Below are 21,369 nucleotides of genomic sequence, written 5' to 3'. Positions count from 1 at the left end.
TTCTGGGGGGTTCGTCCAGGCCGCCCCCGGCTCGGAGCACGTCTTCGGCGAGCCGCCGGACGGTTCCCGTTCCGCCCTCGCCGGCCCTGCCGTCTATTCAGAGGTGACCCCGTGACCGTGGCCGAGTCCGCAGCCAGCGCCGATGCGAAGAAGATCGGTCTGCTCAACCAGCTCATCCGATTCATCGTGATCGGCGGCGGCTGCGCCGTCATCGACTTCTCCACCTACTCGCTGCTGCTCGGCGTGGTCGGCTGGCCGGTGTGGGTGTCGAAGTCGATCTCCTTCATCCTGGGCACGACCGCGTCCTACATCATCAACCGCAAGTTCACCTTCCAAGGCGCGGGCACCGGCAACACCACGGCCAAGGCCGGTGCGTTCGCCGTGCTCTACACCACGACCTTCTTCGTCAACATGGGTTCCAACCAGGTTCTCGTGCTGGCGTTCAACGCCCACGAGCCCTGGCAGTTCACCCTCTTCTGGGTCATCTCCCAGGGCCTCGGCACGATGATCAACTTCGTGATGCTCAAGCTGCTGGTCTTCCGCGACTGACCTGCCCGAAGCGCGCGAGAAGGGCGTCCGGCCGATCAGCCGGGCGCATCTCACCACCTGCTCGGCGGTCGTGGGCGGTGAGCCGCTGAGCGCGACAGCTCTGACAGTTTTGCCTAAAACTGCAAGCTCTTCGCGTCCGAAATGTCCGGACAGTTTTAGGCAAAACTGTCACGGGCTCCTAGCCCCGGAAGCCGGTGGCGCGGGAGGGAGCCCCGTAGGCGTTCGCGTCGGAGCGGGTCTGCTCGATGTGCGCCGTGGCGACGTGCGTGAAGTTGACCGTGAAGTGGCCACCGTCCGCGGTCCCCAGGGTCCTGGTCCGCCCCATCTTCATCAGGTCCGGTAGTTGGGTCGTCAGGTTCTCGGCTTCGCCCGCGTCCAGGGCGATGTGCAACGGCTGCGGGACCCCTGCGAGGTGCAGCACGAGGCCGGGACGGGTTTCGGACATCGGAACCTCCAGCTGGCGAGGACCGCCCCGTCCGGGGCGGCCGACACCAACACAGCACCTCCCGGTGGGCCCCGGAACCCGGTTTCACCGAAAGCTGACCCGATCACCCCGAACGGGAACGACCGTCACTGGTCGGAACCGGAGTTCTCCGGCGGCGCGAAGTTCTTCACGTCGTTGCGGTCGTCCGAGCTGGGGACGTCGCCGGGCAGCTGGACCGTCTTGGTCAGCGGGCCCGGCCGCCAGTTGCCCCAGTGCCGCTCGGTGTGCACGTCCATCGCCGACTGCGCGGGCAGCGCGTCCGGTTCGTAGGGGTCCACCGCGTACAGCGAGCCCCAGTCCCGGTGGATGTTGTTCTTCAGGTACGTCGGCAGCTCGCGCATGCTCGTCGCCACGCTCAGCCAGCCGAAGGGCCCGCCCGCGTCCGGCGAGGACCAGCCCTGGCCGACGTCGCGCACCTCGGCGCCCGCCGCGACCCGGAACTTCGGGATCTCCGCGACGCCGTGGTGCACCTGCGGCAGCTGCAGGCACGGGTGCGTCAGCGCCGCCGTCCACTCCACGAACGCGGGCTGATCGCCGACGAAGTCGGTCATGTTCACCAGCTGGGGTGCGCGCGGCGCGCTGACCGCCACCCAGCCGCGCGGGCCGAGCGCGTTGTCCACGGCCACCACGCGCATCTTGGTGGCGTCCTTCTCCTTCTCACCGAGGGTGTAGCGGAAGTCGCGCCACTTCGGCGCGCCCGCCTCCGTGACGTACTTGCGCTCGGTGACCAGGAAGCCGTTCGGGGTTTCGTGGCCGAATTCCAGGGCCACGGAGTTCGCCCCGAGCTCGGTGCCCGCCAGCGACAGCACCACGGGCACCTCGCCGTTGCGGGCGCGCTCCGGCAGGTCGTACCACTGGGTGCGGAGCTCGCCGGTGCCCACGCCCGCGTTGTCGTAGCTGCCCCACACCGGCGCGTTGTCGTTGCCGAAGTTGTGCGGCGGGTTCCAGTCCGGCTCCTGCGGGTCGCTGCCGTCGCCGGACGGCAAACCGGGCCGGTTGAAGCCCTCCAGCTTGGCTTGCAGGTACTGGGCGGCGTCTTCCTTGTCCTCCAGCCTGCGCGGCGGGATGCCGATGCGCTCGCTCTCGCTCGGCGCGGCCGCGCTCGGCTGCGAATCCGAGACGCGCAGCATGCCGTACTGCGGATTCGTCTCGACGTAGATGTAGTCGGACAGGCCGCAGCTGTAGCCGGTGATCTGCTTGATGTTGTCCGCGCCGAGGCTGTAGCTGCCCCACTGCTTGTGGATCACCTTGCCGAAGTTGACCAGCTCGAACAGCACCAGCAGCGCGCAGACGATCGCCAGCGGCGCGGTACCCATCCGGAGGGCCCGGCTGCGCCCCTCCTCGTTGCCGAACCGCTCGTCGACGACCTTCGGGTTGTGCTCGTCGATGCGCAGGTGCTCGATGAAGGCCACCACCAGCGAGATGCCCGCGATCACCAGCAGCATCGTGCTGGCGTGGTAGCCCTGGAGCTGCGGCGGCATGTTGTACCAGGGCACGCCCCAGTTCGAGACGTACCACCAGGCGTTCGGCCCGGTGGTGGCGAAGGCCAGGATCACCATCAGCCCGGCGAAGAACACCGCCCGGTTGCGCTTGGACCGCAGCACGGTGCTGCTGGTCGCCAGCGCCGTGAGCGCGGCGAGCGCACCGCCGAACGCGGCGAACAGACCGAAGTGGTGGGTCCACTTGGTGGGGGTCAGCACCAGCACGCCGAACGACATGGCGGTCACGGCCAGCAGCCGCCTGCTCGGTCCCAGCGCCGAACCGCGGATCTTGCCGCGGCGCAGCAGCACGACCGCGCAGGTGACCAGGCACAGGATGACCAGCAACACCGGGAAGCGGCGGGTCATCGAGCCGTCCGGGGTCTGGCTGAACAGCAGGCTGTAGCGGCTGAGCTCCTCGTACCAGCTCTGGCTCGGGCCGATCTCGGTGCGCAGCTTCGTGGCGTCCATGACCGACTGCCACGTCTGGTCGGAGAAGACCAGCGTGAGGATCACGAACCCGGACGCCGCGATCGGTGCCAGCACCGGTACCCAGCCGAACTCGTTCGCCCGCTTCTGCACCAGCCGGAACAGCGGCTTGAGCGCGGCGATGAACGGCAGCACGGACACCAGGCCGTGCGGGTTCGCCCCGACCGACAGCGCGGCCACCACCAGGCCCAGGGCGGCGGGCATCAGCCGGTTGGTGGCCACCGCCCGCTCCACGGCGCACAGCGCCAGCAGCGAGAACAGCACCACGACCGGCTCCGGGCGCAGGCCGTTGTTGTAGGGCAGCCAGAAGGCGAGGAACACCGCCGCGGCGGCCCAGCCCGCCGCGTGGCTGCGGCGCACCTGCTGGCCCAGCCGCGGAAGCACCTCGCGGGATATCAGCAGCCAGCTGATGATGCCCATCATCAGCGCGGGCAGCCGCACCCACGGTGTCGCGGTGGAGACCTGCACCCACAGCGCGTACAGCTCGTAGAACCAGCCGAACGGCGCTTCGGGCACGCCGAACCAGCGGTAGTAGTTGCTGATGTAGCCGAAGCTCTCGCGCGCTCGCGCGATGTTCAGGATGTAGCCGTCATCCGAGGTCATCGCTCCGATGACCCACCAGATCAGCAGCGATCCGAGCACCGCGACGTCGCGCAGGGTCGGTTTCCACCAGCCGGTGGCGAACCAGCGCGGTGGTCGTCGCCCGGCCCGCACGTCCAGTCGCCGCAGGCACACCAGGCCGCCGAGGAAGCACAGCACCGCGCCGGCCATGACGGCCAGCTTCAGCGGGGTCGGCTGGCTCTCGTAGCGGGTGTCCACGCGGGCCTCGAAGGACAGCCCGCTGATGTCGTCCCGCTCGTCGTCGAGGCTGGAGAAGATGCCGGTGACCTGCGGCCGCCGGTCGCCCGCGATGTTGACCAGGGTCTGGTCGCCGACGGTGGACTTGAGGCCGTAGGCGGTGGAGTTGACCCGCAGCGAGCAGTCGCCGCCGGGCATCGCGACCGAGCCCAGCTGCTGGCCCTTGACCAGCATGGTCAGCTGCCCGTTGTTGATCTGCAGCACCATGCCGGTGAGGTCGCCGTAGTCCGACTTCGGCGGGTTGGTGCTCAGCAGCACGGCCGGGCCGTTGCTCCGCGCGTCGAGGCTGCGGGCGGCCTGGCAGGGCACGTCGGCCTTGAGCCACACCGGCTCGTAGGCGACCAGCGGCGCGGAGACGTCCTTGGTGCCTTCGGCGGTCGGCCATTTGAGCGTGGTGATGTCGTAGTTGACCGGCAGGAACGGCACCGCGAGCGCGAGCACCGTGCCGAGCACGCCGAGAACCGTTGCGAACAGCTTCAGCCGTTTCGTCGACGGTTCGTTGCCGTTCATCTCGGTCGGCGCCGAACCATCGTCCGTTCGGCGGCTTTCCTCATGGCCACTGAGCACGAATGGAGAATAGTAGTTGCTGGTCCGGGTGCCTTCGCGGCGTTCCGGAGATGTGCAAATCGACACGACCGGTAACGCGGTGAGCTGGGAACTCAGTCAATTCTCAGGACTGCCTCAGGATTCCGTGACCGCGCGGTTACACCAGCGGCAGAAGTCGATTGCCGGTTCGTCCTCCCGCGACTCGACGGGTGCAGGACGACAATTCGTTCAGCGACGGAAGAAGCGTTCCTTGCGACCCTGATCGACCAGAGCCAGCCATTCCCGGAAAGCCTTCGGGTCGCGCCGCTGCGCGATGAAGTACAGCCCGAAGCGCAGCACCTCGAGCATCCCGAGCTTGCGCATGCCCGGCTGGGACAGCAGGTAGCCGCGGTTGCGGTAGGTGTAGTAGCGCTTGTTCGCGTCCGAGGGGTCCTGCGCGTGGAACCGGCCGCCGAGCATCGGCTTGAACTCCGCCGACCCGTCCGGGTGCAGGAACTTCGTGCGTAGCGTGGTGCCGAAGGGCAGCCCGGAGCGCCCGAGCCTGCGGTGGATCTCCACCTCGTCGCCGCGGAAGAACAGCCGGTAGTCCGGTACGCCCACCACGTCCAGCGTGGAGGCGCGGAACAGCGCGCCGTTGAACAGCGAGGCGATGCCCGGCAGGAAGTCCTCGCCGCCGAGCTCGTCGACCTTGCGCTTCCAGGTCAGGCCGCGGCGCAGCGGGAACGCCAGGGTGTCCGGGGTGTCGATGTTGACCACCACCGGCGAGACCGCGGCCAGCCGCCGCTGCTCGGCGACCTCCAGCAGGGTCGACAGCGCGTGCTCGTCGTCGGGGCGGCCGTCGTCATCGCCCAGCCAGATCCACTCCGCGCCGAGCGAGAGCGCGGTGAGCATGCCCAGCGCGAAGCCGCCCGCCCCGCCGAGGTTGCGCTCGGACGGGATGTAGGTGGCCGGAACCGGGCAATCATCGACCACGTCCCTGGCGGGCTGGTCGGGGCCGTTGTCCACCACGACCAGGTGGTCGGGCAGCCGGGTCTGGCCGGCCACGACCTTCAGCGACTCGGCCAGCAACTCGCGGCGGTGCCTGGTGACGACGACCGCGACGACGGAACCGGCGGGCAGCTGCTGTGCGGAGTCGGTGGTCATGAGCCCTCGTTGTTCCCGATCTTGTCGTTGGAGGACGCGCCGATGCGTGCCAGCGTCTCCTCGCTCAGGTTCCTGAAGGGGTCGTAGCCCTTGTAGTTGGTCAGGACCTCGCGCAGCGAGCCCTGCTCGCGCATCCCGCCCTTGTCCATCCAGATGGCGCTGGTGCACAGCTCTACGAGGAATTCGTCGGAGTGCGAGGCGAAGACCAGGATGCCCGATCGCTGCACGAGGCTGTTGAGCCGGTCGCGCGCCTTCTCCAGGAATTCCGCGTCGACCGCGCCGATGCCCTCGTCGAGGATCAGGATCTCCGGGTCGATCGAGGTCACGACGCCCAGGGCCAGCCGCACGCGCATACCGGTGGAGTAGGTGCGCAGCGGCATCGCCAGGTAGTCGCCCAGCTCGGTGAACTCGGCGATCTCGTCTATGCGCTTTTCCATCTCCTTGCGGCTCATCCCGAGGAACAGGCCGCGGATGATGATGTTCTCGTACCCGGAGATCTCCGGGTCCATGCCCACGCCGAGGTCGAACACCGGCGCGACCTTGCCGACCACGCGCGCACCGCCGCGGGTGGGCTCGTAGATCCCGGACAGCAGCCGCAGCAGCGTGGACTTGCCCGCGCCGTTGTGGCCGACCAGGGCCACCCGGTCGCCGTGCTCCAGCGACAGGTTGATGTCGTGCAGGGCCTCGATGATCGGTACCCGGTTGTCGCTGTCGATCTTGCCGCCGGTCTTGCCGAGGACGGCCTTCTTCAGCGAGCGGGACTTCGCGTCGAAGATCGGGAAGTCGACCGCCGCGTTCCAGACGTCGATGCTGACCATTGTTGTTCGCTCCCGATCAGACCCAGTACGTGACGCGAGCGCGGTAGTTGCGCATCACCACCAGGGCGAGCAGCCACCCCACGATCGTGCAGCCGAGGACGATGAGCCAGTGGTACAGCTCCTGGTTGGCCCCGGTGAGCGGATCGCGGATGATTTCGATGTAGTGGTACAGCGGGTTGATGTCGGCCAGGTTGGCCCGCCACCCCAGCTCCGGAGCCTTCTCCTTGAGGATGTCCGCGTTCCACACGATCGGCGTCATGAAGAACACCAGCGTGGTGAGGCTGTTGATCACCGGTGGGATGTCGCGGAAGCGCGTGGCGACGATGCCGAACAGCAGCGCCACCCACACGCCGTTGGCCATCAGCAGGGCGAAGGCCGGGATCGCGAAGATGACCGTCCAGCTGATGTCCATCCGGAATATGGCCAGCACGACGAAGTAGACGATCATGTTGTGCGCGAAGAACAGCGTCTGCCGCCAGACCAGCCGCAGCACGTGCACGCTGATCGGCGCGGGCAGCTGCTTCATCAGGCCCTCGTTGGAGATGAAGACCTCGGTACCCTCGGTCAGGCAGTCGCGGATGAAGTTCCAGACGATGAACCCGACCGTGAGGTAGGGCAGGAACTCCGCGATCTCCTGATCGAAGAGCTGCGAGTAGAGCAGCCCCAGCGCCATCGCGGTCATGCCCATGCCGATGGTGATCCACAACGGTCCGATGACCGAGCGGCGATAGCGCTGCTTGATGTCCTGCCAGCCGAGGTGGGCCCATAGCTGCCGCTGCCGGATACCGTCGTGGAAGTCCTGGAACGCCCTGCGCCAGGTTCGCGACGACAGTTCGGCCGGTACCGAATCGCTGTCTAGCGTGCTCGTAGCCTGCACAGTGCGAAAGAGTACCGACTATCCGTGGGCACGCTCGGGTTGGGCATCACTCTAATGCGTAGTGCCTGCTTGACGCCGCGTGCTACGGACGGTCACAGGTATTGTCCCGTTCCGCTACGGCCCGAAGTGTCGGATTCGCCTTGGCCGGTACCGGCGGGAAGTCCCCGCCGCATTTGTTCCAGTTGTGCGCGAGCGGCCATCTGCTGCGCGAAGATCGCCGTCTGCATTCCGTGGAACAGGCCCTCCAGCCAGCCCACCAGTTGAGCCTGCGCGATGCGCAGCTCGGCGTCGGAGGGAGTGGTCTCCTGGGTGAACGGCAGCGACAGCCGGTCCAGCTCCTCGACGAGCTCCGGGGCCAGCCCCTGCTCCAGTTCCTTGATGGAGCTCTGGTGGATCTCCTTGAGCCTGTTGCGGCTGGCCTCGTCGAGCGGCGCCGCCCGGACCTCCTCGAGCAGCTGCTTGATCATGGTGCCGATCCGCATGACCTTCGCGGGCTGCTCGACGAGCCCGTTGACGTCTTCCTGCTCGCTCTCGGCGGCTTCGCTTCCTGCTGCGGCGCCGACGGGATTGCCGTCATCACCCACGACGAACACGTCCGGCCGCCCCTCCTCGTCACGCTGCATGGCTCCAGTATGCCGAGCCCCGGCAATCGGAGCCGCCCGACTCGCGGGGGCGAGCCGGGCGCACCGGGCGGGACGTCACCGGACCAGGAGGATCTTCCCCCGCACATCCCCGGATTCCAGGGTGCTGTGCGCCTTCCACGCGTCGGTCATCGGCACCCGGGCGTGCACGGGCAACCGGACGTCGCCGCTCTCGATCATCGGCCACAGCCGCTCCCGCACGTCGGCGACGATCGCCGCCTTGCCCTGCGGCCCGTCGAGCGGGCGCCCGCGCAGTCCCAGCGCCGACATGTGCAGGCGCTTCATCAACATCTTCGCCATGTCCAGCTCGGCCTTGCGGCCGCCCTGCAGGCCGATGACCGCCAGGTGCCCGTCCATCGCGAGCGCGGAGAGGTTGCGGTCCAAATAGGACGCTCCCATGTTGTCCAGGATGACGTTCGCCCCGCCGAGCTCCTTGAGCACCGCGACGAAGTCCTCGTCCCGGTAGCTGATCACCGGGTCCGCGCCCAGCGACGCGCACAGCGCCCGGCTCTGCTCGGAACCGGCCGTGGCGGCCACGCGCGCCCCGAGCGCCCTGGCCACCTGGATCGCGCAGGTGCCGATGCCGCCCGCGCCGCCGTGCACCAGGAAGAGGTGTCCGCGCCGGAGCCCTGCCTCCATCACCACGTTCGACCAGACCGTGCAGCCGACCTCGGGAATCCCGGCCGCCTCCACCAGGTCGATCCCCGCGGGTTTCGGCAGCACCTGGACGGCGGGCACCGCGACGCGCTCGGCGTAGCCGCCACCGGCCAGCAGCGCGCAGACCTCGTCGCCGACCTGCCAGCCGGTGACGTCCGGGCCGAGTTCGGCGATGGTCCCCGAGCACTCCAATCCGGGGATCTCGCTCGCGCCCTTGGGCGGTGGGTAGTTCCCTTGACGTTGGTTGAGGTCGGCGCGGTTGACCGCGCTCGCGGCGACGTCGATGACGACTTCACCCGGGCCCGGGCGCGGGTCGGGGTGTTCGGTCCACTCCAGGACGTCGGGCTCACCGGGCTCGCGGATTGAAATCCCATGCATGCCCGCGACGGTAGCCAGCGAGGCGCGCCGCGGAAACAGGAGGCGGCGTCGAACGGGGGAAATATGGGAAATACTCGTGCTTTTTAAAGATCGGTCGGTTCGTCTTGACTGGACCGGGGCAATGCCCCCAAATCTGATCAAACGACCCAAATCCACCCAATCGGGGAGTATGATGAGTTCGCGAATCACCTCCAGACGCACGGCCGCGGCTGTGGCGCTCACCTGCGCTTCGGCGCTGCTGGCCGCCAATCCGGCTGGCGCCGCCGCGCCGAGCCTCGGCGACACCATCAACGGCAACGCGGTCAACCGTCACCTGATCGCGCTGCAGCGCATCGCCGACCAGAACGACGGCAACCGCGCCTCGGGCCTGCCGGGCTACGAGGCCAGCGTCGACTACGTGGCGGGCAAGCTGCGCAACGCCGGTTTCGACGTGTCCACGCCGGAGTTCACCTACGACGCGTTCTACCTGGACTCCTTCGACCTGGCCGTCGACGGCCAGCCGACCGAGGGCGATGCGCTGGAGTACTCCCCGGCCACTCCGCAGGGCGGTCTCACCGCCCCGCTGTCGGTCATCCCCGTCGACGACACGCCGGGCTGCGAGGCGGCCGATTTCGAGGGCACCGACGTCGCGGACTCGGTCGTGCTGATCTCCCGCGGTGCCTGCACCTTCGCGAAGAAGGCGCAGAACGCCGCCGATCACGGCGCGGCCGCCACGATCATCTACAACAACGTCGAGGGGCCGCTGAACGGGACGCTGGGCGATCCGGCCGACGCGGTGATCCCCACCGCCGGGGTGACGCAGCAGGTCGGCGAGACCCTGGCCGGGCAGGCCGGTGCCGAGGTGAACCTGGACGTTCAGTCCCGCCTGGAGACCGTCACCACCCGCAACGTCGTCGCGCAGACCCGCACCGGACGCGCCGACAACGTGGTGATGGCCGGTTCGCACCTGGACAGCGTCCCGGAGGGCGCGGGCATCAACGACAACGGCACCGGCAGCGCCGCGCTGCTCGAGTCGGCTCTGCGGATGGGTGGTTCACCGCAGGTCGAGAACGCCGTGCGGTTCGCCTGGTGGGGCGCCGAGGAGTCCGGTCTGATCGGCTCTACCCGGTACGTGCAGGGCCTGAGCTTCGAGCAGCAGCTCGACATCGCGCTGTACCTGAACTTCGACATGATCGGCTCGCCGAACGCGGGCTACTTCGCCTACGACGGCGACGACTCCGATGGCGAGGGCGCGGGCCCGGGGCCGCACGGTTCGGCGCAGATCGAGCAGGACTTCGTCGACGCGATGGCCGAGCGGGGCGTCGAGCTGGAGGGCACCGACTTCAACGGGCGCTCCGACTACGGCGAGTTCATCTCGGTGGGCATCCCGGCCGGTGGTCTGTTCACCGGCGCGGAGGGCGTCAAGACCGAGGAGCAGGCCGCCAAGTGGGGCGGGCAGGCAGGCGTCGCCTACGACCCGAACTACCACCAGGAAGGCGATGACCTCGGCAACGTCGACCGGGTTGCGCTGGACCGCAACGCCAGGGCACTGGCCGACGTGATCGACGGTTACTCGCAGAGCACCGAGGCCGTCAACGGGATGCAGACCCGCGAGGAGCGGGCGCGCCTGCGCGCGCAGGCCGCCACCTTCGCCGCGGACGAGGGCAGGGCCATCCCGCACGGCCACAACGCCAGCTGATTCGCGAAACCACCGCGGGCTCGGCGGCCTCCCTCGGGAGGTGCCGGGCCCGCGGTCGTGCGCGGGTCAGGACTTGACGGTCTCAGCGTCGGCGGACTCCTCGGGCAGCAGCGCGACCCGGTAGTTGGCCAGCGACTTGTTCAGCCGATCCCGCGCGAGCTTCGCCTGCTCGTCGTCGACCCCGATGCCCAGGTGCGCGCAGACCGCCGCAACGGCGCGGGGCCGTGTCTTCGTCTCTCGCATCTCGTCCACGAACCCCATCCTCGCAGCACCACCGCAACACCGGACCCCGAGCCCACCACCAACGAATGTCAACCCGGTGAACCGCCCGCTTCAGACCCCATCGGGCGGGCTGGCGGTAGCTTCCCGGCCGCCGGCACCGAGCAGGTCCCACCGGTTCCCGGCCACATCCAGGAACACGGCGACCCGCCCGTACGGCTCATCCCGCGGCTCGGTCACGAACTCGACCCCGGCGCTTCGCATCCGCTGGTACTGCGCGTCGAAGTCCTCGACCCGCAGGACAGCCCGACCCGGCCCGCGAACTGATCGCCGACCACCTGGGCCTGCCGATCCCCGTCGGCTCGCGCGAGCAGCAATCCGGTCGGGGCCCCGGGGAGGACGCACCACGACCCACCGCTTCACGCGCCCGTCGTTGGTCAGCGAAGGCGAGTCCTCGACCAGCTCGAACCCCAGGGAGCCGACGAAGAACTCGATCGCTCGGTCGTAGTCATCGACCACGACGGCAACCTGCTCGATCCACATCGCCCGACGGTACGGCGCTATCCGTGGAAGGCGGTCAGGCGACGCCCGGTTCTTCCGCCGCTGTTGTCAGCACGTGCGACACCGCCGCGAGGAAACTTCGCCGCTCATCGGCGTCGGTCCTGAGCGCTCGGGTCAGCAAGGCGGCCAGGGCGTTCACGGCGAGCTGGGAAGGTGCACCGGCGATGTCCGGCCGGTAGTCCTCATTCGTCTCCCGGATCTGTCGTGCGGAAGCGTGCGCCTGCGCGTGTTCGCGATCGGCCAGTCCCGCATCGCCGCGTTCCTGCGCCTTCCAGGCGTGCAGAGCATGCTGGACGAATTCGGCCGTGATGGATATCTGGGGGTAGGAGACTTCCGGGGCCGGTGGTTCGGCGCCCGCGATCTGTGCGATTCGCTGGTGCGAGAGGTCGACCACGTCGGCGATCGCGCGCAGGCTCAACCCCGCTGCGCGCATCTCCTCGATCGCAGCTCGTCGAGCCTGATCGCGCTCGGCGGCGGCGAACCCGCACCACTTCTCCCACTCCAGGTAGTTCGCCAGCCTCTCGGTAAGATCGCGTCCACCGTGCTCGTACCGCCACCGCACGGTGAAGTCCGCGGGTTCGGTGTCGGTCAGCGAGGCGATCATGTCCGGTACGTAGACCTCGAGATCCGCGAAGTTCGGGGTGTCCGTCGCGCCGCCTGGAAGCTCGTCAACGACGGCCACCCACATGTTGTCCTCGCGGGAGATGGTTGCCGTGTAGACCGGGCGCTGCTCGTTCACTTCTCCTCCATCCACCGGTCGCCGAGCTGCGGCGCCAATCTGGTTTCGGTGCTGCGAAGGACCGTCCACGAAAGCTCTCGACGGTGGTCGGGCAGCGTGATCCGTCCTGCTTCGGTGTCTTCCGCATCGATCAGCACGTAGGTGCGGTGTGATCCCTTCCCGCGTCCAGGCAGCTCCTCGACCCGGAACCCGTGCTGACGGGCCTGTCGCCGCAGCAGTGCAAGCAGCGCCCGCAGCCGTAGTCGCCTGTTCACCACGACTCTATGTCTAGCCCGCTAGACGCGCAATCGTCAAATCGGCTAGACAGCTCACTTGCTGCTGGGCACCGAGGTGGCTCAGCACGCCTCGAGGCTGGCGGTGGTGCTGCAGCTGTTCCTGGGGGAGACGCCCTGGACCTTGGGCTCCGCGGTGCGCGGCATCGTCATGAGCCACCCCCGGGGGGAGTTGCTGCTGGTCATCCTGCGGGCTGGCGCCAGGGAAGAAGCAGCGCGAAGCTGAATCGGCGGACCGGGAATGGCGCCCCTTCCGAGAGCGACAGTCGCACGTTCCGCGACGGGAGAAGGCCGGGCCGAAGCGCTGCCGAGACCGGAGCTGAGACGGGACAGCGCCCGGTGCGGATATCCACAACCGGACCCTGTCTTCGCTGGTCGATCGAGCGGAAGCGGGGGGATTCGAACCCCCGGAGCCTTTCGGCTCGCTCGCTTTCAAGGCGAGTGCATTCGGCCGCTCTGCCACGCTTCCCCGGGGCGCAGCCTAGCCAATCGGGCATGATCGGACTACAGCCGGTCCGGGCTCACTCCAGGCTGCGGAGCCGGTCGGTGAGGCGGGTGAAGATCTTGGCCAGGGTCTCCTGCTCCTCGGGTTCGAGCAGGTCGATCATGTGCTCGCGCACGCCCGCGACGTGCGTGGGGGCGGCGTCGCGGAGCTTGGTCATGCCCTTCTCGGTCAGCACCGCGAGCACGCCGCGGCCGTCCTCCGGGCATTCCCGCCGGTAGACCAGACCTTCCTTCTCCAGCCTGCGGATCTGGTGCGAGATGCGGCTCTTGGAGTGCGCGATCTCGCTGGCCAGCTCGCTCATCCGCAGTTCGTGCTGCGGGGACTCGGAGAGCCGGACCATGATCTCGTAGTCGGCGATGGACAACCCGTAGCTGAGCTGCAGCTCGCGGTTGAGCCGGTGTTCCAGGAGTGCGCTGCCGACGATGTAGGCGCGCCACGCCGCCATCTCGGTCTCGCTGAGCCATTCGGCTTGTTCCGTCGCCTTGGTCACCTGTTCAGGTTACCGAGCGCGGGCTGACCTGGGGGCGGGTTGGCGAAAAGTGTGTGTCGGCTCGCCGGTGCGGCTGGCTACCATCGAGCGGCGCCGGGGCCTGGGGCTGCCGCGCGAACCGAGAGAAGGTGCCTGTGACCGTCGCGGTTGAAGTCAGCGACCTGCGCAAACGCTATCCGAAGAGCAAGGCGGACGCGGTCGGCGGGCTGAGCTTCCAGGTGCACGCCGGGGAGGTGTTCGGTCTCCTCGGGCCCAACGGAGCGGGCAAGACGACCACCGTGGGCATCCTCACCACGCGGGTCCTGTCCACCGGGGGCAGGGCCAGCGTCGGCGGGGTCGATGTGGCGGCCGATCCGGTCGGGGCGCGGCGCAAGGTCGCCGTCGTGCCGCAGCGGGTGAACCTGGACCGGTCGCTCAACGCCCGGCAGAACCTGGTCTGGCACGCCATCTACCACGGCGTCGGTCGCGCGGAGCGCAATCGGCTGGCCGACGAGCTGCTGGACCGCATGGGGCTGTCCGAGAAGCGCAAGGCGCGGATCGACGACCTCTCCGGGGGCCAGGCGCAGCGGTTGATGATCGCCCGCGCGCTGATCCACAAGCCGGAGGTGCTGTTCCTGGACGAGCCGTCCACCGGCCTGGACCCGCAGGCGCGGCTGTTCGTCCACGACCGGATCAACGACCTGCGCGCCGAGGGCGTCACCGTGGTGCTGACCACGCACGACATGGATGAGGCGGAGAAGCTCGCCGATCGGGTGGGCGTGGTCGACCACGGCGAACTGCTGACCCTGGACACCCCGGAAGCGCTGATCAAGTCGCTGCCCGGCAGCGGAACGCTGGACGCCTCCGTGCGACCGAACGGCTTCGACCCCGGCGAGCTCGCCGCGCTGCTGTCGGCGGTGGACGGCGTGGAACGCGTCGAGCGGATCGGGGAGCGCGCCCTCACCGATGGTGCTCAGGAACTGCGGTTGCGCCTCTACGTCGGCGGTGAGGCGGCCGCGCTGCTCGGCCCGGTCGCCCAGACCCTGCACGAGCACCGGGTTCCGGTCGGCGACCTGGCGCTCGGGCAGGCGACGCTGGAGGACGTGTTCATCGAGCTGACCGGGAGGGAACTCCGTTGAGCTCGGTGGTCGCCTTCGTCGCGGTACTGCGCCGGGATGTTTTCGTCACCGGCCGGGAGCTGCCCAGCTTCCTCGCTCAGGTGCTGGTGCAGCCGGTCGCGCTGCTGTTCATCTTCGGCAAGGTCCTCGGCGAGCTCGGCTACACCCAGCCCGGCTACGCGCAGATCCTGCTGCCCGGCATGATCGCGCTCAACGCGTTCCTGGTCTCGCTGCAGAACACGTCGTTCCCGCTGGTCCTGGACTTCTCCTACTCCCGCGAGATCGAGGATCGGCTGCTGGCGCCGATGCCGGTGTCCTGGGTGGCGGTGGAGAAGATGCTCTTCGGCGCGCTGCGCGGGATCTTCGCCGCGGTGCTGATGGTGCCGCTGGGCATGTGGATGCTCGGCCGCATCGAATGGGACCTGGCCGGGTTGCCGTTCGCGCTGCTGTGCATGGTGCTCGGGGCGTTCGCCGGCGCGGCGGTGGGCATGACGGTGGGTGCCGCGGTGCCGCCGCGGCGGATCAACATCATGTTCTCGGTGATCCTGGCGCCGCTGATGTTCACCGGCGCGACGCAGTTCCCGTGGGTGCAGCTGGATCACCTGCGCTGGTTCCAGGTGGTCTGCGCGTTCAACCCGCTGACCTACGTCAGCGAGGGCATGCGCGGCGCGCTGCTGCCGGGCATCCCGCACATGCCCGCGTGGGTGTGCGTGCTGGCGCTGCTGGCGGCCATCGGGGTGTTCGGCGTGCTGGGCGTGAAGTTCTTCCTCCGCCGCGCCATGGACTGACCTCTCCCGGGGTCACACGAACGGCTTTCCGGGCTCAAAGTTTTCGTTCTGTATGTCCCGTTCTCGAAGGAGCGGAACGGAAAAGGTAACTCTAACGAGGTAAATAAATCCACACGATGGTGTGGCGATCTCTGGCTAACGTCTTGCTCGCATCCAGAAGTAGATCACGTTTTTCCTGATCAGCGCAGGTGTCGATGCTGATTCACATTGTGCGGTCTGGCTGGTTGCGGTTCCGGGTGCGGGATAGCTTTCCCGTCGGCGCTTGATCTTCTGCAGGTCAGTGCCATCGCGGGGCTTTTCCGTAGCGGGTCCGAAGCGGATGCCCTGCGAGCCGTACGACAGGGGCCAGGAGTCGATCATGAGCATTCGTCGGAGGGGTAGCGCAGCGGCCGGACGAACCACGCGGTCGCTGTCGGCCGTTGTGCTGGCTTGCCTTGCTCTCTCCGGTTGCGGGGTGGCCGCCGAGCCGGCTGCCGACCCGCCGCGTGCCATGGCCAAGGCCGACCTGGGGATGCAGCCGGACGCGACTACGTTCGCCGATTTTCCCGCCGCGCCAAAGGATTCCGCGCCAAAAGCGGGAACTGACGGTGTGGTGCTGCACGTGCTCGACGACTTGGCGGTGCACCAGTCACCCGGTGGCCAGGTCTTCGCCAAGTTGCCCGCGAAGCAGTTGAACAACCCGACCTGGGTGCCGATCGTCGCCGAGCGCGGCAAGTGGGCGCAGGTGCTGTTGCCGTCCCGTCCGAACGGTGCCACCGGCTGGGTGCGCACCGACGGGAAGGTGGAACGCGCCCGCAGTCCGTACGTCGTGAACGTCGACGTCGATGCCCGGCACCTCGAGGTGCGCAAGAACGGGTCGGTGATCGGCCAGTGGACGGCCGGGGTGGGGTCGGCGGATTCGCCGACGCCGCGCGGCCGGACCTACCTGATGGCCGCGATCGAGGAGACGGTGACGAAGTTCAGTCCGATCATTCTGCCGATGGGCATCCACTCGGACACCTACAACACCTACGGCGGCGGCCCTGGCACGGTCGCGTTTCACACCTGGCCGGACCCTTCGGTCTTCGGCAAGGCCGCCAGCGACGGTTGCGTGCGGGTCCCCTCCGACGCTCTGCGGTTGTTGACCTCGTTGCCCCTCGGCACGTTGGTCCACCTGCGGTGACTCGGCCGCGGGTTCGTTCCCGGAAGAACTAGGAAAAGGATGCGATCTATGCGCAAGACGGCTTGCACGGTCGGTGCGTTCATCGTCAGTGCCGGAATGCTGACGGGCGGCACGGCGTTCGCCGACAGCACCGACAACGACGGTGTGAACATCGGCAACGACAACAACGCGAGCGTGCTGCCGATCCAGTTGTGCGGCAACAACATCGCTGTCCTCGGCGCGGTCGTCCCGATCGCGTCGCCGCAGAACGTGGTGTGCACCAACGCCCCGATCGTCGACCACCCGGGCGAGGAGCCCCCGGCCGAGGAGGAGCCGCCCGCTGAGGAGCCGCCGGCCGAGGAGGAGCCGCCGGCTGAGAAGCCCCCGGCTGAGAAGCCCCCGGCCGACGAGCACCCGGCCGAGGAGCCCCCGGCCAGCGAGAGCCCGTCGAAGCTGCCGGAAGCCCCGACCCCGGTCGTCGTGGAAGGGCACCACGCGGTCACTGGCTGACCCCGCCCGTCCGGGGGCTCTTGCCACCTGAACGAGTGGAACGACTCGTGATCGCTGGCGAGAGCCCCGGCACGGCACTACATTCCGGTGCTGCGTAGCTCACTACGCACGCAGGAAAGGTCGTTTCGGCTCAAACGACCGCACCGCAACGGTGGTGGTCGGCGAAGTACTCCCCCTCTCTTCGCTGACCACCACCGTTGCTCTTTTCCGGATCCCTTCCGACATGCTCGAGTCGCGGATCCCGGTGCCCGCAGGCCAATCCGAGACCGAAGCATCTCCTCAGCCGGGGAAGGACTTAGCCGCCGCGAGCAGCCGGTCGTTCTCCTCGGGAGTGCCGATGGTGACGCGGGTGCCCTCCTCGCCGAAGGCCCGCACCACGACCTTGTTCGCCAGGCAGTGCTCGTTGAACGCGGGAGTGCGCGAACCCAGCGGCAGCCACACGAAGTTCGCCTGCGTCTCCGGCACTTCGTAGCCCAGCGCGGTCAGCTCGGCGTGCACTCGCGCGCGCTCGGAGATGACGTCGGCGCAGCGTCGGCGCAGTTCCTCTGGCGCCCGCAGCGACGCGACCGCGGCGGCCTGGGCGAGCGCGTTCACGCTGAACGGGATGGACACCTTGCGCAGCGCCTCGGCGATCTTCGGCTGCGCGATCGCGTAGCCGACGCGCGCGCCCGCCAGGCCGTAGGCCTTGGAGAAGGTGCGCAGCGAGACCACGTTGTCCCGGGCACGGGTGATCTCCACGCCGTCCGGCGCGTCCGTGTCGTCGACGAACTCGAAGTAGGCCTCGTCGAGCACCACCAGCACGTCCGAGGGCACCCGGTCGAGGAAGGCGTCCAGCTCGGCCCCGCGCAGCAACGTGCCGGTCGGGTTGTTCGGGGTGCACACGAACATCAGCCGGGTGGCGGGCGTGATGGCCGCCAGCATCGCCTCCAGGTCGAGCGCGTGCGCACCGGTCAGCGGCACGCGCACCTGCTTGGCGCCGACGACCTGGGTGATGATCGGGTAGGCCTCGAACGACCGCCACGGGAAGACGACCTCGTCGGAGGCGGTGCAGGTGGCCTGCACGAGCTGTTCGCACAGCGCGACCGAGCCGCACCCGACGGCGATCTGCTCGGGCGCCACGTCGTAGCGCTCGGCGAGTGCTCCGGTCAGCGTCGCGACGCCCATGTCCGGGTACCGGTGCACCTGCGTCGCCGCCTCGTTGATCGCCGCGACCGCGGCGGGCAGCGGCCCCTCGGAGACCTCGTTGCTGGCCAGCTTGATCGAACCCGGGACGGTCCGACCGGCCACGTAAGCCGGCAACTGCTCCAGGTCGGCACGGGTGCGCGCGCTCATCGAATCTCCTACTCCCTCGACCCGTCGTCGATCTCGTCGCGGTGCGGGCGCCCGGTCCGGCTCCGGACACCGCCGATGTGGCTCCGGCCAGCGGCGTCGCGGCCACGAGTTCGACGACGGGCGCTCGAACGTTCCCTCGGACGTTAGCCCCAACGCGGCCGCGCGCGCACCGCACCTGCCCCCAACTCGCCGGGGCGCCCGCAACGGAGCATTGCCACCGGGACGGTTCCGTGCTGCCGGGCGCGGGGAGCGCGAGGTGTGCTGGGGTGGTTGGTCCGGTTCGGTGATCGTGGGGCAGATCGTTGCCCCGTTCGGTGGAAGTGGTTATCCGCGGTTCACCTGCTCATGGTTCGCTGCGACGCATGACCCGAACCCGGACCGAGACGGTCGCGCTCACCGACGGCACGGGGTTGCGCCTGACCGTGGCCGAACCCGACAACGTGGTGCGCGGTGGCCTGGTGTTCCTGCACGAGGCGCGCGGCGTCACGGCGCGGGTGCGCGCCATCGCCACCGCGCTGGCCGAGGAGGGCTGGCTCACCGCGGTGCCGCACCTCTACCACCGCGACCACACCGACGAGATCGCCGCCGATCGGCACGAGGAGGAGCTGCTGGACAAGCTCTCCGGCGAGGCGCTGCTGGCCGACTCGGACGCGGCGTTCCTGTGGCTGTCCGACCGCGGCGTGCCGACCGACCTGCAGGGCGTGATCGGCTTCGACGTGGGCGGCTCGGCCGCGCTGGTGGTGGCCGCCAGCCGCACGATCGGAGCCGCGGTCAGCGTCGGCGGCAGCGGGATCGTGGAGCCGCTGGCGGGCGAGCTGCCACCGCTGGTCGACGTCGCCGGTGAGCTGTCCTGTCCCTGGCTGGGCCTCTACGGGCACGACCTGGCGGCGGGGGAGGTGGACAAGCTCCGCGAGGTCGCCGATTCGGCCGAGGTCGCCACCGACGTGGTGCGCTTCCCCGATGCCGGGCACCGCTTCGACCTCGACGTCGACGCCGCCCGCGAGGCATGGCAGCGCGCCCGCAACTGGTTCGACCTGCACCTGCGCTGAGGGCTCGCTCGACGCCGCGCGCACGACAGGTCGACGACGGGCATCGAGATCTGGCTCAACCTCCCCGGCATGGGTTAGGAAGAATCCATGGAACCCGAGTTGCTGTGGCGACCGAGCCCCGAGCGCGTGGCCGCCAGCCGGATGGCCGCCTTCCGCGACTGGTTGCGCCGTGAGCGCGATGTCGATCTGCCCGACTACCACGCCTCGTGGCAGTGGTCGGTGAACGACCTGCCCGCCTTCTGGCAGGCGATCGCGGACTTCTTCGAGGTGCGCTTCCACGACCGCGCCGAGCGGGTGCTGGCGGGCGAGCGGATGCCGGACGTGCGGTGGTTCCCGGGCGCGACGCTGAACTACGCCGAGCACGCCCTGCGCGAGGGCGAGGGCAAGGCGGACGAGGACCTCGCCGTGGTGTTCGTCCGGGAGGACGGTCGCAGCGAGGAGATCACCTTCGGCGAGCTGCGCGACCGGGTCGCGGCGGCGCGTTCCGCGCTCGTGGAGCTGGGCGTGCGGGCGGGGGACCGGGTGGCGGCCCTGGTGCCGAACTGCCCGGAGGCGTTGGTGGCGTTCCTGGCCACCGCGAGCCTGGGCGCGACCTGGTCGTCGTGCTCCCCGGACTTCGGCGCCCGCGCGGTCGCCGACCGGTTCGTGCAGATCGAGCCGAAGGTGCTCATCGCGGTGGACGGCTACTGCTACGGCGGCCGCCGGTTCGACGTCCGCTCCACTGTGGACGAACTGCGCGCCGAGATGCCCGAGACCACCGCGGTGCTCGTCGACTACCTCGGCCAGGGGCCGCTGGATGGCGCGCTGGATTGGCGGGAGCTGCTGGCGCACAACAGGGGAGCGGCGCTGGAGTTCACGCCGGTTCCCTTCGAGCACCCGCTGTGGATCCTGTACTCCTCGGGTACCACCGGCCTGCCCAAGGGCATCGTGCACGGGCACGGCGGCATGGTCCTGGAGCACCTCAAGGTGCTCGGGCTGCACTTCGATCTGGGGCCCGGCGAGCGGTTCTTCTGGTACACCACCACCGGCTGGATGATGTGGAACTTCCTGGTCGGAGGACTGCTGACCGGCACGACGGTGGTGCTCTTCGACGGCAGCCCGGGCCATCCGTCGCTCTCGGTGCTCTGGGAGCTGGCCGCCCGCTACCGGGTGGCCTACTTCGGCACCTCGGCGCCGTTCATCCAGAGCTGCCTCAAGCGGGAGCTGCGCCCGAAGGACGCGTTCGACCTGTCGGCCCTGCGCGCGGTGGGCTCCACGGGAGCTCCGCTGACCACCGACGGCTTCCGCTGGGTCGCCGACGCGGTGGGGGCCGACGTGCAGATCGCCAGCGTCTCCGGCGGAACGGACCTGTGCACCGCGTTCGTCGGCGCCGCCCCGGACGTTCCGGTGTGGCTGGGCGAGATCTCCTGCCCGATGCTGGGCGCTGCGGTGGCGGCCTACGACGAGCGCGGCGACGAGCTGCACGACGAGGTCGGCGAGCTCGTGCTGACCGAGCCGATGCCGACGATGCCGGTGTTCTTCTGGAACGACCCGGACGGATCCCGGTTGCAGGACGCCTACTTCGACACCTTCCCCGGAATCTGGCGGCACGGCGACTGGGTCCGGATCACCGATCGCGGATCGCTGGTGATCTACGGCCGGAGTGATTCCACTCTCAACCGCGGCGGCGTCCGGATGGGCACGGCCGAGTTCTACCGGGTCGTGGAGGGCTTCGAGCAGATCGCCGACTCCCTGGTGATCGACACCTCCGGCGCGGGCGAGACCGACGGCGAACTCCTCTGCTTCCTCGTCCTGGCCGAGGGCGCGCGGTTCGGCGACATCAAGGGCGAGCTCAAGTCCGCGCTGCGGAGCGAGCTGTCCCCGCGGCACGTGCCGAACCGCTTCATCGTCGTCGACGAGGTGCCCCGGACGCTGAACGGCAAGAAGCTCGAGGTTCCGGTGAAGAAGATCCTCGCCGGAACCCCTCCGGAGAAGGCCGTCAGCCGGGACGCCTTGCAGAACCCGGCCGCGCTGGATCCTTTCGTGCAGCTCAGCGCTGATCGAGCGGAATGAGCGAGGCCTCCCGGCGCC

General features: G+C 69.0%; 22 protein-coding genes and 1 tRNA gene. 9 read left to right on the top strand and 14 right to left on the bottom strand.

From position 1 onward, the window contains the following. Positions 1–111: 111 nt before the first annotated feature. A complete protein-coding gene (locus ABD289_RS03305) occupies positions 112–549 on the top strand; it encodes a GtrA family protein (protein ID WP_344126356.1) in 438 nt (145 codons plus the stop codon). 178 nt (positions 550–727) lie between these two features. Here ABD289_RS03305 and ABD289_RS03300 read toward each other — a convergent pair whose 3' ends face one another. The 7 genes from ABD289_RS03300 to ABD289_RS03270 form a co-directional block, all read right to left on the bottom strand. Then, a complete protein-coding gene (locus ABD289_RS03300) occupies positions 728–994 on the bottom strand; it encodes a hypothetical protein (protein WP_344126354.1) in 267 nt (88 codons plus the stop codon). 125 nt (positions 995–1,119) lie between these two features. Beyond that, positions 1,120–4,425: an arabinosyltransferase domain-containing protein gene (locus ABD289_RS03295; protein ID WP_344126352.1), complete on the bottom strand. Its 3,306-nt coding sequence runs from the start codon at positions 4,423–4,425 to the stop codon at positions 1,120–1,122. A 207-nt stretch (positions 4,426–4,632) separates the two neighbouring features. Beyond that, complete coding sequence (glfT1, locus tag ABD289_RS03290) at positions 4,633–5,547, bottom strand: galactofuranosyltransferase GlfT1 (protein WP_344126350.1); 915 nt, start codon at positions 5,545–5,547, stop codon at positions 4,633–4,635. Next, on the bottom strand, positions 5,544–6,365 hold the full coding sequence (wzt, locus tag ABD289_RS03285) for a galactan export ABC transporter ATP-binding subunit Wzt/RfbE (RefSeq protein WP_344126348.1): 822 nt from the start codon (positions 6,363–6,365) through the stop codon (positions 5,544–5,546). The genes glfT1 and wzt overlap by 4 nt, the downstream gene beginning before the upstream one ends. Positions 6,366–6,381: 16 nt before the next feature. Further along, complete coding sequence (gene wzm, locus ABD289_RS03280) at positions 6,382–7,242, bottom strand: galactan export ABC transporter permease subunit Wzm/RfbD (RefSeq protein ID WP_344126346.1); 861 nt, start codon at positions 7,240–7,242, stop codon at positions 6,382–6,384. A 92-nt stretch (positions 7,243–7,334) separates the two neighbouring features. After that, positions 7,335–7,865 carry a bacterial proteasome activator family protein gene (locus ABD289_RS03275; RefSeq protein WP_344126344.1) on the bottom strand — a complete coding sequence of 177 codons (531 nt, stop codon included), beginning with the start codon at positions 7,863–7,865 and terminating at the stop codon, positions 7,335–7,337. A 75-nt stretch (positions 7,866–7,940) separates the two neighbouring features. Continuing rightward, positions 7,941–8,918: an NAD(P)H-quinone oxidoreductase gene (locus tag ABD289_RS03270; RefSeq protein WP_344126342.1), complete on the bottom strand. Its 978-nt coding sequence runs from the start codon at positions 8,916–8,918 to the stop codon at positions 7,941–7,943. Positions 8,919–9,090: 172 nt separating this feature from the next. Here ABD289_RS03270 and ABD289_RS03265 point away from each other — a divergent pair, with 172 nt between their 5' ends. Further along, the gene (locus tag ABD289_RS03265; RefSeq protein ID WP_344126340.1) at positions 9,091–10,596 is read left to right on the top strand and encodes a M28 family metallopeptidase; all 1,506 of its coding nucleotides are present in this window, start codon (positions 9,091–9,093) and stop codon (positions 10,594–10,596) included. Between the two features lie 66 nt (positions 10,597–10,662). Here the strand turns inward: ABD289_RS03265 and ABD289_RS03260 are convergent, their stop codons facing one another. The 4 genes from ABD289_RS03260 to ABD289_RS03245 form a co-directional block, all read right to left on the bottom strand. After that, a complete protein-coding gene (locus ABD289_RS03260; protein ID WP_344127179.1) occupies positions 10,663–10,848 on the bottom strand; it encodes a hypothetical protein in 186 nt (61 codons plus the stop codon). 81 nt (positions 10,849–10,929) lie between these two features. After that, complete coding sequence (locus ABD289_RS03255; protein ID WP_344126338.1) at positions 10,930–11,358, bottom strand: VOC family protein; 429 nt, start codon at positions 11,356–11,358, stop codon at positions 10,930–10,932. A 34-nt stretch (positions 11,359–11,392) separates the two neighbouring features. Further along, positions 11,393–12,115, bottom strand: a complete 723-nt coding sequence (locus ABD289_RS03250; protein ID WP_344126336.1) for a hypothetical protein — start codon at positions 12,113–12,115, stop codon at positions 11,393–11,395. After that, positions 12,112–12,372, bottom strand: coding sequence for a hypothetical protein (locus ABD289_RS03245; protein WP_344126334.1), 261 nt, complete (start codon positions 12,370–12,372; stop codon positions 12,112–12,114). The genes ABD289_RS03250 and ABD289_RS03245 overlap by 4 nt, the downstream gene beginning before the upstream one ends. A 55-nt stretch (positions 12,373–12,427) precedes the next feature. Here ABD289_RS03245 and ABD289_RS03240 point away from each other — a divergent pair, with 55 nt between their 5' ends. Next, entirely contained in the window at positions 12,428–12,613 is a 186-nt protein-coding gene (locus tag ABD289_RS03240) for a hypothetical protein (RefSeq protein WP_344126331.1), read from the top strand. Positions 12,614–12,771: 158 nt separating this feature from the next. On the opposite strand, the gene ABD289_RS03235 is transcribed toward ABD289_RS03240, so the two are convergent. Then, positions 12,772–12,856: transfer RNA gene (locus ABD289_RS03235), tRNA-Ser, on the bottom strand. A gap of 52 nt (positions 12,857–12,908) precedes the next feature. Continuing rightward, positions 12,909–13,382 carry a MarR family winged helix-turn-helix transcriptional regulator gene (locus ABD289_RS03230; RefSeq protein ID WP_425564539.1) on the bottom strand — a complete coding sequence of 158 codons (474 nt, stop codon included), beginning with the start codon at positions 13,380–13,382 and terminating at the stop codon, positions 12,909–12,911. Positions 13,383–13,516: 134 nt separating this feature from the next. Here ABD289_RS03230 and ABD289_RS03225 point away from each other — a divergent pair, with 134 nt between their 5' ends. From ABD289_RS03225 to ABD289_RS03210, 4 genes are all read left to right on the top strand, one after another. Further along, positions 13,517–14,500, top strand: a complete 984-nt coding sequence (locus ABD289_RS03225) for an ABC transporter ATP-binding protein (protein ID WP_344126329.1) — start codon at positions 13,517–13,519, stop codon at positions 14,498–14,500. Next, positions 14,497–15,267: an ABC transporter permease gene (locus tag ABD289_RS03220; RefSeq protein ID WP_344126326.1), complete on the top strand. Its 771-nt coding sequence runs from the start codon at positions 14,497–14,499 to the stop codon at positions 15,265–15,267. The genes ABD289_RS03225 and ABD289_RS03220 overlap by 4 nt, the downstream gene beginning before the upstream one ends. Positions 15,268–15,625: 358 nt before the next feature. Further along, entirely contained in the window at positions 15,626–16,429 is an 804-nt protein-coding gene (locus tag ABD289_RS03215; protein WP_344126324.1) for a L,D-transpeptidase family protein, read from the top strand. 48 nt (positions 16,430–16,477) lie between these two features. Then, positions 16,478–16,918 carry a hypothetical protein gene (locus tag ABD289_RS03210; RefSeq protein ID WP_344126322.1) on the top strand — a complete coding sequence of 147 codons (441 nt, stop codon included), beginning with the start codon at positions 16,478–16,480 and terminating at the stop codon, positions 16,916–16,918. A 279-nt stretch (positions 16,919–17,197) separates the two neighbouring features. Here the strand turns inward: ABD289_RS03210 and hisC are convergent, their stop codons facing one another. After that, positions 17,198–18,250, bottom strand: a complete 1,053-nt coding sequence (gene hisC / locus ABD289_RS03205; protein ID WP_344126320.1) for a histidinol-phosphate transaminase — start codon at positions 18,248–18,250, stop codon at positions 17,198–17,200. Positions 18,251–18,612: 362 nt separating this feature from the next. Here hisC and ABD289_RS03200 point away from each other — a divergent pair, with 362 nt between their 5' ends. Further along, positions 18,613–19,299: a dienelactone hydrolase family protein gene (locus tag ABD289_RS03200; RefSeq protein WP_344126318.1), complete on the top strand. Its 687-nt coding sequence runs from the start codon at positions 18,613–18,615 to the stop codon at positions 19,297–19,299. A gap of 87 nt (positions 19,300–19,386) precedes the next feature. Continuing rightward, entirely contained in the window at positions 19,387–21,351 is a 1,965-nt protein-coding gene (locus ABD289_RS03195) for an acetoacetate--CoA ligase (RefSeq protein WP_344126316.1), read from the top strand. The last annotated feature ends 18 nt before the right edge of the window (positions 21,352–21,369 follow it).

This window comes from Saccharopolyspora halophila, from assembly GCF_039531955.1.
GTDB classification, from domain to species: Bacteria; Actinomycetota; Actinomycetes; order Mycobacteriales; family Pseudonocardiaceae; genus Saccharopolyspora; species Saccharopolyspora halophila.
This window is presented reverse-complemented; position numbering and strand designations above follow the sequence as displayed.